This window comes from Treponema sp. OMZ 790, assembly GCF_024181285.1.
In the GTDB taxonomy this organism is placed as follows: domain Bacteria; phylum Spirochaetota; class Spirochaetia; order Treponematales; family Treponemataceae; genus Treponema_B.
Window position 1 is genome coordinate 2329632 of the sequence record NZ_CP051201.1, and the last position, 14919, is coordinate 2344550.

13 protein-coding genes are annotated in these 14919 nt (G+C 42.7%); 7 read left to right on the plus strand and 6 right to left on the minus strand.

What is annotated here, in order from left to right; all coding sequences use genetic code 11:
* Window positions 1-98 precede the first annotated feature (98 nt).
* Window positions 99-1256: a hypothetical protein gene (locus E4O01_RS11050; protein ID WP_253692241.1), complete on the plus strand. Its 1158-nt coding sequence runs from the start codon at window positions 99-101 to the stop codon at window positions 1254-1256.
* A 352-nt stretch (window positions 1257-1608) separates the two neighbouring features.
* The gene (locus E4O01_RS11055; RefSeq protein WP_253692242.1) at window positions 1609-1881 is read left to right on the plus strand and encodes a hypothetical protein; all 273 of its coding nucleotides are present in this window, start codon (window positions 1609-1611) and stop codon (window positions 1879-1881) included.
* Between the two features lie 121 nt (window positions 1882-2002).
* Here the strand turns inward: E4O01_RS11055 and E4O01_RS11060 are convergent, their stop codons facing one another.
* From E4O01_RS11060 to E4O01_RS11085, 6 genes are all read right to left on the minus strand, one after another.
* Window positions 2003-3208 (minus strand): FGGY-family carbohydrate kinase, encoded by a 1206-nt coding sequence (locus E4O01_RS11060; RefSeq protein WP_253692243.1) that lies wholly within the window; start codon window positions 3206-3208, stop codon window positions 2003-2005.
* Window positions 3186-4442, minus strand: coding sequence for a ribose-phosphate pyrophosphokinase (locus tag E4O01_RS11065; protein ID WP_253692244.1), 1257 nt, complete (start codon window positions 4440-4442; stop codon window positions 3186-3188). The genes E4O01_RS11060 and E4O01_RS11065 overlap by 23 nt, the downstream gene beginning before the upstream one ends.
* 85 nt (window positions 4443-4527) lie before the next feature.
* Window positions 4528-5496, minus strand: a complete 969-nt coding sequence (locus E4O01_RS11070; protein ID WP_253692245.1) for a GGDEF domain-containing protein — start codon at window positions 5494-5496, stop codon at window positions 4528-4530.
* Window positions 5489-6457: a GGDEF domain-containing protein gene (locus E4O01_RS11075; RefSeq protein ID WP_253692246.1), complete on the minus strand. Its 969-nt coding sequence runs from the start codon at window positions 6455-6457 to the stop codon at window positions 5489-5491. Before E4O01_RS11075 ends, E4O01_RS11070 begins: the two co-directional genes overlap by 8 nt.
* A gap of 84 nt (window positions 6458-6541) precedes the next feature.
* Window positions 6542-7636 (minus strand): ribosome small subunit-dependent GTPase A, encoded by a 1095-nt coding sequence (rsgA, locus tag E4O01_RS11080; RefSeq protein ID WP_253692247.1) that lies wholly within the window; start codon window positions 7634-7636, stop codon window positions 6542-6544.
* Between the two features lie 486 nt (window positions 7637-8122).
* Window positions 8123-8824, minus strand: coding sequence for a lysoplasmalogenase (locus tag E4O01_RS11085; RefSeq protein ID WP_253692248.1), 702 nt, complete (start codon window positions 8822-8824; stop codon window positions 8123-8125).
* Between the two features lie 207 nt (window positions 8825-9031).
* On the opposite strand from E4O01_RS11085, the gene E4O01_RS11090 reads away from it, so the two are divergent.
* The 5 genes from E4O01_RS11090 (at window position 9032) to E4O01_RS11110 (ending at window position 14902) form a co-directional block, all read left to right on the plus strand.
* Window positions 9032-9805, plus strand: a complete 774-nt coding sequence (locus tag E4O01_RS11090) for a TatD family hydrolase (protein ID WP_253692249.1) — start codon at window positions 9032-9034, stop codon at window positions 9803-9805.
* Window position 9806: 1 nt separating this feature from the next.
* Window positions 9807-10820 (plus strand): tRNA dihydrouridine synthase DusB, encoded by a 1014-nt coding sequence (gene dusB, locus E4O01_RS11095; protein WP_253692250.1) that lies wholly within the window; start codon window positions 9807-9809, stop codon window positions 10818-10820.
* A gap of 333 nt (window positions 10821-11153) precedes the next feature.
* Window positions 11154-11999 (plus strand): Rpn family recombination-promoting nuclease/putative transposase, encoded by an 846-nt coding sequence (locus tag E4O01_RS11100; protein WP_253695215.1) that lies wholly within the window; start codon window positions 11154-11156, stop codon window positions 11997-11999.
* A gap of 472 nt (window positions 12000-12471) precedes the next feature.
* On the plus strand, window positions 12472-13983 hold the full coding sequence (locus tag E4O01_RS11105; protein ID WP_253692251.1) for an InlB B-repeat-containing protein: 1512 nt from the start codon (window positions 12472-12474) through the stop codon (window positions 13981-13983).
* 208 nt (window positions 13984-14191) lie between these two features.
* Complete coding sequence (locus E4O01_RS11110) at window positions 14192-14902, plus strand: DNA-binding domain-containing protein (RefSeq protein ID WP_253692252.1); 711 nt, start codon at window positions 14192-14194, stop codon at window positions 14900-14902.
* Window positions 14903-14919: the final 17 nt, after the last annotated feature.

Sequence of the window (14919 nt, forward strand, 5' to 3'; positions counted from 1 at the left end):
AACTTCGCAAAGGATAATTAAAAAATACCTTACAACATCTCCCTCAAATATCTTTGCGCCCTTAGCGGTTAAATTACACAATTATAAGGAGGTTTGATATGAAAAACTCAAACACAAACAAAATCGGAAGCGCACAGCGTTTCACACATTGGGCGGCAGTCCTCACACTTGCCGCATCGTTAGTGATTATGGGGCTCTTTACCGCCTGCCCCAACTCCGCAGGAGGCGGCGGAACAAGTTCCGGCGGAACGGGCGGGGGCACAACGCTTACAACAGCCGTCTACCTTGCAGGCTCTATAACAACAGGCGGGAATGAAAAGCCCTGTTATTGGAAAAACGGCACCAAGTACGAGCTGTCTATGGATGAAGGATATCCAAATTCCCTTACCCTTAAAGACGGAAAAGCCTACAGTGCAGGGAATCAACAAGAATACGGGATACTAACCGCCCTTGTATGGGAGGGAAGCTCCCTGTATTGGAAAAGCCCCGAACAATGGACCGACGCACATGCAATTTTAAGCGAAGGCGCTTCCCTCTACATAGCGGGAGTGCTCGAAAAAGACGGAGCGTGGGAAGCCTCCGTTGCCGACATAACGGACAAAAACGCGGTGCGCATCGCTCATCTGCGTACAAGAGAGGGAACGGAGAATGATTCGGAGGTCTTCGGCTTGTGCGCCTCGCCTTTCACCTTGTATGCCGTAGGAAAAATAAACAACAGCAACTCCTCCCAAAAAAAAGGTGCCTTATGGACAATAAACAAAGCTCTTGACGAAGCCTCGCGCACCGAAACGGTACTGGCTACGGGAAGCTCTGTCTGGCCCAAGGCGGTATGCTTTTTGGACAGCGCAGTCTACGCTGCAGGATGGAATGCGGCACAGAAAGCTGCGGTATGGAAGGTTACGGGCTCAAGTGCAGCGGAAACGGAACTTGGAATCGGCAGCTCTGAAGCAAACGCCGCCTGCACAAAAGACAACCTTGTTTTTATAGGCGGGGAAAACAGCGGCAGCCCCTGTATTTGGAAGGGAACGGACGGCTCTTTTACAGCCATACCTTTAAGTATCGAGAACGGCATGGTGAATGCCCTCTACGCTTTCGGAAACGACATCTATGCGGCAGGTTATATTCAAGAAAGCGGTGTAAAAAAAGCCGCCTATTGGAAGTTCACTTCCGCCATTTCTTCTGCCTCCGATGCCGACATAACCGTCCTTACCGACAACAACGCTGAAGCATACGGCATTGTTGTAACGATGGAGTAGGTTTAAAAACCGCACGTCCTGTGCGGTTTTTAACTTGAGTTTTGGGCTTTGCCCAAAACTCATTACTAACGGCTTTGCCGAACGTCCTGTTCGGGACTTGAAACAAGATGTTTTATATGCGGCATTATGCCCGTCAAAACATCGCGGATAACCGGCTTTAAGTTCGCACATTTGAAAATGTGCTCACACTTAAAGATAATATCGAACGTACAGCTGTCAGCTGTATAGGCCGGGTTCTTAGGGCTGGCTAAGCCCTAAGCGGTTCTTTTGAAGATGGGAGGGGTTATAGGGGAGGGAAGAAAACCTGAACAAGTTTAGCAAAGCTCCCGTTATCCCTGCAAGCGTTAGGATTATGGATTCTTGTTTTAACAGCTGCACAAGTTTAACTCAAGGCCCGGACATTCCTGCTCTCGTTACGAATATGAAAAGCTGTTTTTCGGGTTGTTCAGCTTTAAAAGAGGTAAAACTTAACTGCCCTTACACCAGCACCGATTTTAGAAGTACCTTTTTCGGGTGTACCGGTTTAAAAGCAGGCGGCATACAGGTACCGAGTGCCGAGCTTGAAACCTACAAAACAAACGCCGCCGCTATGGGAACCACGGAGGAGAAATTCGCAGGGTTTTAGCTTCGAGTTAAAAAATGAACCGCAAGGAACGCAAAGGATAATTTAAGGATGGTCTTACAAAGACACCCTTAAAAACCTTTGCGTCCTTGGCGCTCTTTGCGGTTAAATAAAAAAATGCAAATCAAAAAGACGCTATTCCATCGGCGGCTTCGCTTATCGATGCATAGGTTTTAAGAGAAGTAAAAACTATTGCGGCGTTGCCCAAGAGCTCGGCGTCGGCTATTTGCAGCACCTTAAATTCTCTGCCCGTAATTTCGGCCTTTAGTTCCCGCCAAAGTTTGTTATTGGCCTGCCCGCCCGAGAGTGTATACACAGGGCGAAAGCCTGCGGCCTTTTCAAGCAAATCCATTCCCTCTTTTACCTTAAAAGCAAGAGCCTCGATGATAGCCCTTCCTTCCGCTTCATTTTCTTTATAGGACTCGATAGTATTTATACTGTGCACAAAGGCATCAAAGTCCATAAAACTCCCCCCGTGCTTTTTTATATATTCGTAAAAAAGGCTGCCCGAATCCTCTATTATGTACGAAAGATTCCAAAGGTCAGAAATGAGAGAAGGAAGAAGGCGTAAGCCTTTCAGTTTGGAGCTTTCAGGAGGAGCTTCGATACAGATATTTATTCCCTCGCTTGAACCGGCCCTGTCGCAGGCCCTTCCCGGCTTCAAGGTGTTTGTGCCGATGAGGGCTGCTATAAAATCGGGAGGCCCTGCAAAAACCGGGATATTACGGTAAAGGCCGCAATGCTCGCCTAGCGGAACAAAGGGTGGGATCTTTTTTTTGGGTATTGATAAGGCCTTTAGCTCTTCATCCGACCAATAAGCGGATACATATCTCTTTTCGGGTAAAACGGTCACCGCATTTTTTGTAAGCTTATAAATTAAATATTCGGGGCCCGATAAAATATATTTTGCATTATCGAATATTTCCGGGTAAGAGTTTCGGAATAAATCCAGGCGCGGCAAAAAAATGGACTTACCGTAAAGAAGATTTTTCTCCTTGGCGTTTCCGTCAGAGGCTTCGGGAGAAGCCTTGTTCCACAAAAGCAAAAAATCCCTGCTTCCGCTTTTGTCTGATACGGCAACCAAGCTCGGCCCATTCCCCGAAATGCAGATACCGCAAATCTTAATGCCTTTTATTTCCGCAAAGTCGGAAAACTGTTTAAAAAGGTTTTCAAAAGAAACAAGCCATGTTTCGGCTTCAAGGTTTTGAGGAAAAAATAAGCGGCCTTGAGTATGAACCTTGCCGTCTTCGGCTATGAGGGCTCCTTTGAGGGAGGAAGTTCCTATGTCAAAGACGGCAGCACAAAAATTATTTTTTAGGCATTGACGCATTTTTAAGCAATTTTTCGATAATATCCCTGTTATCGAGGAGGCTCGAAAGCGAGAGATTTTCGTGAAGCCGCGTGATAACTTGAGCAAAGAGACCCGACACATCGGTTTCGATATACCATTCTTTTTGTTTTAACTCGGTGTGGTAAACGGCGTTTGTACCTATAACCCTGTAAAAAAGCCCCTTGGAATAGGCCTCATCAAATTGCTGAATGGCATCTCCCGTAAAGAAGGGAAGACTTACTGCGGCTATAACCTTTTTTGCTCCCTTGCTCTTCAAGAATTCCATAGCCTTTAAAAGAGTTCCTCCCGTACCCAACATGTCGTCTGCGAGGAAGGCGTTTTTTCCTTCAACATCGCCCAAAAGTTTAATGCTTACAATATTCGACTGTTTGGCATTTTGGGTAACGACGGAATAATCCCTTTCCTTATATATCATGGCGAGGGGTTTTTGCAAGCCCGACGAATAGAATTTGTTTCGGTCAACAGCCCCGGAATCGGGAGAAACGACTACAAATTGTTCTTCCGAGTCGGCACTCAAATCGAGTATTCTCGTAAGCTCACGGATAATCTGATAGCTTGCATGAAGGTTTTGTAAGCGCGCGGAATGGAAGGAATTTTCAATTTCACGGGAGTGAATATCGAGGGTTATAATCTGCTCTACATCGAGGTCTTCATAAATATGGCCGAGTAAGCTGGCTGTTAAGCCTTCCCTTCCCTTCTTTTTATGCTGGCGGCTGTAAGGATAAACCGGAAGAACCAAGGATATTCTTCCTGCACCGGCATGGCGCACTGCATCTATGGTTACGATGAGGGACATAAGGTGATCATTTACCGAAAATACTACCTTGTTTTTCCCTTCATTGATGGTAATTTCCTGTTTGTTTTCAACATCCTGAAAAATATAAACGTCTTTTCCGCGGACTGTTTCAAGGAGTTCGGTTTTAAACTCCCCATTCATAAAATATGTAAAGCGGGCATCTACCTTAAATTTAGGTACATGGATTTTATTTGTATCTTTGTTTACCGACATTCTGCCTGCAAACAAATCGTTATAAAAGTTAAACTTTTGAATCATATCCTCAGCGGAGGTATTGTACCTCTTTGCAAGTTTTTCGCTTTGCTGGTACAACTTACGGGCATAGATATGCTTCAAATTCCTAATCGTTAAATTTGCAAACTCTTCTCCTCCCGGACAAGCGATAATTGCGAGGTTGTTCGATTCAAGATAATTCATTTTGCCTCCAAAAAGAACATAAAAAAATTTTACTCGGCTTACTTTATCACTTGTTGAGGAAAATTACAATAGGGGGAAGATGCGGCTATTTTTGATAAACGGAAACTCTGTTTCTTCCCGATTCTTTCGCCGCGTAAAGAGCTGTATCGGCAAATTTTAAAAGTTCAGATGCGGATATTTTTTCATCATAAGAAGCAAGACCTATTGAACATGAAACGCGCAGTTCCGGGTGTTCTTGAAAAGTCAGGGCATTAACCTCAGCACAAACTTTTTTGCATTGGAGCTCGGCTCTTTCCATAATTCCTCTTATGATAAATGAAAACTCATCGCCGCCGTACCGGATTAAAATATCATCGGTGTCAAAATTATGTTTAAAAACTTCGACAATGGCTAATAAAACCTTGTCGCAAAAAACAGCTCCGTAATCTTTATTAAGCTGCCCGAAATGATCAACATCGACCATGGCAAAATTTACTCCCAGATGCTGGCGGACACATCGCTTAAGAAGCCCTTCGAAAGATTCGTCCAGATACCTTCTGTTATAAAGCCCCGTAAACTCATCCGTAATGGCTCGTTTTTTTGCATCATCACCCCATCTGATTATCTGGGAAAGAAGACCGTCAGTTTTGCTTAAACGGCTTCCCGTAATTTTAAGCATATTATACAAAACCGTTGAAGCGATTTTCGGCTGGTCTATAATAAGAGAAGAAAAATCTTGGGACTTTAAAACAAGACAAGAGGTCGGTTCTACCGCCTTACAGGTCGCCGAGCGGTGCTCTTGTTCAAGCATAGCCATCTCACCGAAAAAGTCTCCTGCTCCAAGGCAGACAAGCTCGATCTCTTTTCCTTCAGATTTTACCGAAACCGAAATATAACCTTTTACAATGATAAAAAGTTCATTACCCGATTCTCCTTCATAAACCAAGGCCTGTCCTGCCTCAAATTCGGAATAAAACATGGCTTCGGCCAAAACCTGAATCTCCGGTATAGAAAGATGAGCGAAAAGCCGAGCTGTCTGTAATATTTCAAGCCATTTTTGTTTCGAGCTATTCATTTATGTCCTCCTCAAAAAGAATGAGAGAACCGCCTCGGGATCTTCCTATAAGCGGAATTTCGGAACACTGCTTTATAAAATCGGCTTGATCTATCTTAGTATCGGGATAGAGCAATACGCCCAGACTCATGCTTAGCTTAAAATGTTTTTGCAGCACTGGAGAAATATCCAAATTTTCAAGCTCTGCCTTTATCTTTTCGGCTAAACTTGCAGCTCCGTCACGCCCTAACTCGGGAGTTAAGACTGCAAATTCGTTTCCCTGATATCGGATTAAAACCGAATCGGTATCTAAAAACCGGCTCAGGTGATTACCGATAAAGGTAAGACACGCATCTCCTTTTTCGTGGCCGTAGGTGTCGTTAATAGCCTTAAAATTATCCGGCTTCATCATGATAAGAGAAAAAGAGCTTTTCATAAAATTTTTAATATTTTCTTCAAGATAAGCTTTATTTAAAAGTCCGGTCAATTTATCTCCGTAAACCTGTTTTTGTAATTCCTGCATGATTGGGGAGTTTTCTTTTATTAGCGAGTTCGCCTTTCGGGTTCTTCTTGAAACCATAACCAGATAGGACTTTAATAATTGGGCATAGGTTATAGGATTATTTTTAAAAACTTCTTCCATAGGAATTCCGTCTTTAGGAAAAGAAAGAATGACAGAATCTTCATTTGCAGAAGCGATAGCCTTTTGTTCTTCCGCGGTAAGCATAGCCGTTTCACCGAACATTTCTCCTTTTACAAATTCGGCAAGAACCGACTTATCTTCAGGAGATACAATGATAACATTTCCTTCTACAATAATATAAAAACGGTCGCCTTTTGTATCCTGCCTAAAAATAACATCACCTTTCTGATAGCTGTCTATACCGGCATTATCGGCTATGTCTTTTAAGTAAACTTCATCCCAGCCTGCAAAAAGAGGAGTATTACTTAAAGTCTCCATCTTCTGTCTATCACTAATCATGCATACCACCTGAAAGAATTATAGCACATTTTCGGCAAAAGAAAAACACATATTGAAAAAAAATCGGGAAAGAACTAAAAAAACTTATTCATAAAGCAGCTCATCCAAATCTTTTTTAAAGGTTTGTTTTATATTTTTCTTTTCTTTAAAGCGCCTTTTTGCCGACTTGGATTTTTCTTCCTTCCTTGTTAAGAATTTTTCCTGCCGTTTTTCCCGTCTTATTTTTCTTCTATCCTCTTTTAATAATTGCAGGTAGAGTTCATACCTGTTTTTATCCAGTAAGCCCGTTTTAAGAGCTTCTAAAACGGCACAGCCTTTTTCGCATGTATGCGTACAGTCGCTAAAAAGACACTTGGATTTTAGCTCGGTAATATCGGCAAAAGAATTTTCCCCGCTGTCCGAATCCCAGATACCCAGAACCTTCATGCCGGGAGTATCCATTATAACGCCCGAATCTTCTCCTAAAGAAATTATCTGACGGTTCGTTGTAGTATGAACGCCCTTATCTATCTTTTTATTTGTTTCGTTTGTGCGTAAAATTTCTTTCCCGGTTAAGCTGTTTACAAGGCTCGATTTTCCAACGCCGGAAGAACCGATCAGCACCGAAGTCTTTCCCTTTTTAAAATAATGCTTTATATTTTTTAAACTTTCAGGTTCAAAAATACTTATGCAATAAACTTTTAAATGGGGATAAATCTTTTTTATTAAATTTTCGGCATCTCCCCTTGTTTCGGATAAGTCCGCCTTAGTTAAAAGCAAAACGGTTTCGATATTTTGCAGGGCAAAAACATATCTAGCCAAACGGTTTAAATTAAAATCCTTATTTAAGGACATACATATAAAAGCTGTATCAATATTGGCAGCAATAATTTGTTCAAGCTCAATGCCTGACCTAGGGTCTGTCCTCGAAATCTTATTTTTGCGCTCATATAAAAAATCTATAAGTACAATAAAAGAATTTTCTTGAGATTCAAAACCGATCCAGTCTCCTACCGTAGGATAAGTACCGGATACCTCGCATTCTTTTTTAAAAGCACCTTTTAAGCGAGCTTCTTTTTCACCATCTTTACATATTATTTTATAGGAAGTCCCGCCAAAAAAAATAATACGCCCAACCTCTTTTTCAATTTTTTTATCCTTAAAAAAATCTTCAAACCCGAAATTTAAAATTGTTTCCATAATGTTTCCTTATACATAGAGAATTATTTTCTCCCGGAACATACATCACAAAAAATTCGGATTTAAAAATTTGCAAACTTGAGCAAAAATAAAAATTAAGCAAGTGAATTTAAGGTGAGAATCTTTATAAATAAAATTGATTTGATAAAATGCGGTTTATAAAGAGCTTCCGGGAGTAAGATCTTTGCCGCTTGTTAAAAGTAATACTATAGTCATAGAGCACCTCCCATAAATTTTAAAATTTGATATTCGGATACTAGCGTAAAATATAAATTTTGTCAAGAAGCTATTTTCATAAACATCTTGCCCCATTTTAGATTTTTGCGTATTTCCGCATTTTTCTAAAATAGAATTATGCCATATATTGTTATAAAGAGCAATACCAATTTATCTAAAAAACATCCTAATATCGGCTGTGCAAAAATTAAGCGGCACCGGATAAGAGTCTTAACCGCTGCCGCTTCTCAAGCTGAGAGTTTTAAACCCTTAGGCTCCTATAATTCCTATAGCACCGAATACGATTAAAAGTTGGGCAATAATATAGGTTTTCATAATAATAAAGCGGGTCGCGATTCTGCTTCCCAAAAAATATTGGGATGCAACAAAGGTATCAGATATTACAAAGAAAAGACTGCCTATCGCTGCCAGTATGAGTCCTACCACAGGATTTGCAAATGCAAATACTATAAAAACCCAGCTCATCGATGAAATTATAAGCCCGTAAAGAACCACAATGGGTTTAAGACCTTTTAATTGTTTTTTTGTTATCATTACGGCATAAATAATTGCAGTTAAAAAAATAACTGCTGAAACAATTCCGGGAATAAGGGGAATAGAATCAACCTTAGCACCGAGTATTGCAAAAACTATGTAACAGATTTGGGTAATCGCAAAAAATAAAATTCCAAGCGCAAAGTTTTGTTTTTCCCTATCAAAAAGAAGAGCAACATCCCCAAAAAAGCTGGATATCAGAGCAATAATTATTAAAATGTGTAAAATAGAGAAGTTTTGAACATTAACAAAAGTGAAAGCCAAAAAGAATAAAAGCAAAGACGGCATCAGCATAAACTTTGTAATATCTGCCCATTTTTGTTTTTGCTTAAAACACTTAATCAAATGGATTGTCGAAATAACAACAAACAAAACGATAGTTGCTATACACCAAGGATCTAAACATTGATTATACATAATATACCTCCAAAAATATACCTACATAATAATCATATACCGAAATCATCAAAAAAGCAAGATATTTTTATTATTAACATAAATTATTGACAATTTTTAGAATTTAAGTTGACGATTACGCTTTTCTATGCTATTCTGTAAAAGACGGTAGTGTTACCTTAGTTAATAGGTAAAAATTTATAACATCAGTTTACATGGAAGAATAATATGCAGATTTTTGATACTCATGCTCATCTCGGCTTGATATATTCTGATCCGATTGAGCAGTTGCGTGTTGTACAAGAAGCCAGACAAGGCTCTGTAACAAGGATAGTAAGTATATGTAACAGTCTCCACGATTTCTCAAAGGTATACGAAACCCTTAGGTTTTCACCTGCGGTATACCATGCCGTAGGCGTATCTCCCTCCGAAGTTACATCTCCGGGAAAGGACTGGCAAAAAATAATCGAAGAAAGCTTAAAATTACCAAATGTCATTGCCGTAGGAGAGATAGGTCTTGATTATTGCAAAAAATACGGCGATAAGCGCTCGCAGATTGAGCTTTTTATAGCTCAGCTTGATATTGCTTCAAAAGCGGGATTTCCTGTAATTATCCATAACAGAGAAGCCGGAAAGGACCTTCTTGATATATTAAAGGAAAGAATCCCTAAAGAGGGCGGTGTTTTACATTGCTACTCCGAAGACGATATTTATGCAAAAGAGGCTTTAAAGCTGCCTCTGTATTTCTCCTTTGCAGGAAATTTGACCTACCGCAATGCAAGAAACTTGCATGATACGGTCTTGGCCCTTCCTCTTGACCGCATCGTCGTCGAATCCGAAAGCCCCTTTATGCCTCCTTCGGTATACCGAGGCCAAAGGAACATGCCTGCCAATACCATAGAAACCGTAAAGTTTATGGCGGAAATGCTTTCTATGGATATTGAAGAACTTGCCGATCAGCTATGGAAAAACAGCTGTAAGCTATTCAGGCTGCCGGAATAAAATGCCGGAAATGTCGCTTTACAAGCCCGTCTCAATAGGCGGGCTTCTTTTATCTGGAAACATATTTTTGGCCCCTGTTGCAGGCTACTCTGACAAGGCCTTCCGCTCAATCTGCGTGGACTGCGGTGCCGATTTTACATACACCGAAATGGTCTCCTCAGAGGCCCTTGTGAGGGATTCCGATAAAACCGAAAGCCTAATCGGAAGGGCACCGAACGAAAAGGCCTATGCCGTGCAGATTTTCGGCTCAAACCCCGAATACATGGCAAAAACAGCCGTAATAATCGCCGAAAAATATTCTCCCGAATGTATCGATATAAATTCGGGCTGCCCTATGGCAAAGATTACCAAAAACGGAGCAGGTTCGGCTTTGATGACGGACATCCCGCTTTTATACAAAATTGTAAAGGCGGTAAATGATGCAATGGCTCCATATAAGATACCCGTAACTCTTAAAATAAGGTCGGGCTTTACCGCCGATAAACTCAACTGGAAAGAAGCTGCTTCAGCCGCAATTGATGCCGGGGTTAAAATGCTCACCCTCCATCCGCGCACCCGTGCACAGGTGTATTCGGGGAAGGCCGATTGGAACATCCTTGCAGAGCTGGTTCAATTTGCAAAGCCTTATCAAATTCCTATTTTTGGATCGGGAGATCTTTTTTCGCCTGAGGATGCCAAAAAAATGCTTGAAGAAACCGGCTGCACCGGCATAATGTTTGCCCGCGGGGCTATGGGAAACCCCTTTATCTTTACCCAAACAAGGGAGCTTTTGACCAAGGGTTCATACGGGGAAATAAGCACCGAACAAAAAATCCGCACAGGCTTTAAAGAGCTTGTCTTTTTATGCGATGAAAAGGGAGAAGAAAAAGGCTGCCGCGAAATGCGTAAACGCTTCGCCGCATACACCAAGGGCATACCTGACGGCTCAAAACTCCGCCAAGAATTGGTACAAGCCTCAACAATCGAGGAGTATAAAGCTATAATTCAAAGTGCTTTTAATATTTCTTGCTTTTAAATAAAAATGTCTGAAACATTGAAACAATTAAAAAATATTCTCTTACAAAATTGCAGTAATTGTGATATAATACAATCAATGAGGGGATGGCTATGAGTACTTCAAACAGAAAATACAAAGACTCCGTTTTTGTCGACCGTCAACGACTGTACATCCGTGTACAGTCGTTGACTTCGAGTTTTGAGCAAAGCTCAAAACATCGCATTTGCGTGGAACCACCGCCATCCGTGGCGGTTATATAGTATGAGCACTTTTGCAAATAGGCGGAGCAGATGCAAGGAGTTAGGCAAAAAAGTACCGCAGGCGTATCGGGTATACGTCGAGGACACTTTTTTGCCGTGCGACGCAGCAGATGCCCGCATATTTGCAAAAGAAAATTTCTTATCTCTTTACAACGCCTTGCACGGTACACACCTTCCGCTTTCGTCTCCGGTTGAAAATATAAGACTCGATAATGTTATGTACATGAATATAATCAATGACGTTTCCTGCCTTATAGACGGTAAAATCATCGTGCTGGCAGAACATCAATCCTCTATAAATGAAAATATGCCTCTACGATTTTTACAATATATAGCTAGGCTCTATGAAAAACTGCAAGCACCGACAGACAGGTATTTAAGAAAGCTGTCTAAAATACCTACGCCTGAGTTTTATGTCTTTTACAACGGCACGGAAGACTATCCCGAAACTACGGTTCTAAAACTATCCGATGCGTTTATCACAAAACCTGAACAAGTGCCGCTGGAGTTGACGGTGCGGGTTCTCAATATCAACACAGACAAAGCAAATAAAGTCTTAGCAGCCTGCAAACCACTTGAAGAATACAGCCTCTTTGTAGAAGAGGTAAGAAAACAAACACAACTCGACCCAGAAAGCGGCTTTACCAATGCGGTAAAGATATGTATAGAAAAAGGAATCTTAAAAGAATATTTACAGAGAAAATCACGGGAGGTAATCAATATGCTAGTAGCCGAATACGATTATGATACGGACATCGCAGTACAAAGAGAAGAAAGTCTAAGGATTGGCATACAACAGGGAATACAACAAGGTTTTTCTGACGGCTCATACAAAACAAAGCTTGAAACGGCAAAGCTGATGAAAGGTATGAATTATCCAATCAATGATATTTGTACAATATCAGGGCTTTCCGTTGAAGAAATAAAAGCTCTATAAGAGTCAGCCTTTTTGCAAATAGGCGGAGTAGATTCAAAAAAAACACGAAGCCCGCAAAGTAAAACCATGCTATACCGTACACTTAATAACAGAGAAGCTCACCCATAGCAGTTACAAACAATTCTCAAACTGAGCCGTTATCGTAAAAGTGAAGTAAAACATCGCATGACAAAATCACCGTACACCCTGTACGGCGCGTAAAACCAGCGGCGGACAGGACGTCCGCCCAAAACACATCGCACGAGTTTTTGCGTATGCAAAAACTCGAAGCTGAAAAATGTACACGGATGTACATTTTTCAGCAGGTAACCAAAGTTCTTTTTTGGTAACCTTGGTTCTTTTTACCCGTACAAGCTCTTTTTTATGGATAATATACTAAAATTGTACTATTATGATGGACAATTATTAATTGGGTAATTGGATAATTCGATTAAAATTGAAAAACAAACAACTTTTTATGGAGGTTTTCAAAATGAAAACAAACAACTCAAAAACTAAGACAAAAGCCTTTTTGGGAGCGGCTCTCATGCTGCTCATCGCACTTATCTTTACAGCCTGCCCGCAAAAGGTAAAACCTAAGGCAGAGGAACCGCCGGCACCGCCCAAACACGCCATTACATTCGGCGTGGAAGGCGGGAGCGGCACGCTCAAAGCAAAGGCATACGGAGTCGCCGAGACGACAACCAGCCCCATAAACGTGGAAGAAGGCAAGGCGGTAATATTCACGGCTAAAGCCAACGACGGCTACAGGGTGAAAGGCTGGACGCTAGACGGTAAGCCTATTACCGAAGCAGGCACAAACACGGAGTACAAGCTCAAGGTGAGCAAGCCTGCAACAGTCAAAGTGAGCTTTGAAGCCATACCGCCAACCAAATACACGGTAACGCTCACTCAAACGGAGCACGGCAAAGTAACAGCGTCGCCTGAAATCCCTGAAGATAAACAAGTGGCTAAAGACACTTTAATCACCTTCACGGCAAAGGCTGACGACGGCTACAAAGTTGACAAGTGGACGGTAACGCCTGCCGAAGCACTACAAGCTGGAGGAGCTGACGAAAGCCTGACCGCAAAAGTGAAAATCACTGCCGACACAACGGTAAGCGTGAGCTTTATTAAAAAAACCTACGCCATCACCTTTAGCGTGGAAGGCGGCACAGGCGGCACGCTTGAAGCAAAAGTTGACGGAAAAGAAATCAGCTCAGGCGACATGGTTGAACACGGCAAAAAGGTAGAATTCACACCTAAAGAGGAGAAAGGCTATAGGGTGAAAAAGTGGACGCTCGACGGCGAGAACATAGGTGGCATGGCGTATTTCACGCTCGGAGTAAGCCAAGCTGCAACAGTTACCGTGAGCTTTGAGCTAAGACCTGTCAAAGGCGGAGCTGTGTTTATCTTGAGCCCAAATAAGCTCACCATCGAAGTCAAGGCTAAGACGGAGGACGGCTCTGATATAACGGTGGAAGGTTGCAACGAGACAACACTCAAAAGTGATAAGTATACAGAGCTACAGGCAAAGGGGACTGTCGTCATTCTCAAAGGCAACATCACCGAGCTTTCCTGCGGAGGCAATCAGCTCACCGCCCTTAACGTGCAGGGCTTAACCGCTTTGCAAGAGCTGTGGTGCTCAGGTAATCAGCTCACTGAGCTCAACGTGCAAGGCTTAACCGCATTGCAAACGCTTTTCTGTGAAGGCAATAAGCTCACTGAGCTTAACGTGCAAGGCTGCGCCGCATTGCAAAAGCTTGGTTGCTACAGCAACAAGCTTAACGCCCAAGCAATGACAGAGATATTAAACGCATTGCCAGCTCGTGAGGCAGGCGATTATGCAAGGGCTTATCTTTACACTGAGGAAACAGACGAACCCGAAGGCAACCACAAAGACTTCACCCAGCCCGCCGAGTTGAAAGCAGCCCTTGACGGTGCAAAGAAGAGGAACTGGAAGCTAGGGAAAATAAATGAAAGCGGAAACTGGGAAGACATTTAGACACCCCAGCCCACACCCCAGCAACAACTGGGGTTTCCAAAGGGGTGTCCCCTTTGGCAGACGGAAAAGGAAGGAGGGGTTTGGGGAGGAAGGTTCTGCCAGCGGAGCTTCGAGGCAAACCTGTTCTGTCGGGGTGTCCTTCCTCCCCAAAAACAGTTGGGGGTCTAAGGGGATACCTCCCCTTAAAAAACATTTTTAGGAGGAAGCTATGCTGAAATACTCGCTTCGCGAAAACTTACTCACCCCTGCGCCGGACGATTACATGGCGCAGGTGGCGGATGTGCGCTCGTACACGCTTGACGAGATTATCGACCTTATGATGGACAAGGGCACCACGCTTACGAGAGCGGATGTGGCGGCAACGCTGCAAGTCTACGGAGAAGTCTGCTCGAGCCTTATCAAAGACGGCTCGGCTGTTAACACACCGCTTATGAACACTGCTTTGAGCATATCGGGTGTTTTCAATGGAGCAAACGATATCTTCGACAAAAAGCGGCATACGGTCAATTTGAACATAACCGCCGGCACCCTGCTTCGCGACGCGGCTTCAAAAGTTAAGTGCGAAAAGACCGAAGGAGCGAGTACCGACCCCTACATCACCGAAGTAACCGACATCGTAACGGGAACGGTAAACACAACACTGACCAAAGGCGGGGTGGTTCAACTGGTCGGAAGCCGCCTCAAATTCGATGCCAAAGATAAAGCACAAGGTATCTTCTTTGTGCCCGAAACCGGAGAGGCCGTCCGCGCAGCAGTCATCGCCGAAAACAAACCCGCACGGGTTATGGCAATCATCCCCGCCGACTTGCCGGCCGGTACGTATTATATCGAGGTGAGAACAAAGTATGCCAATGCGACAAAGCAGCTTAAAACGCTGAAAGTAGGCAGATTTGCCAAACCGCTTACTCTTAACGCATAAGGCGCGGCGGACTTACC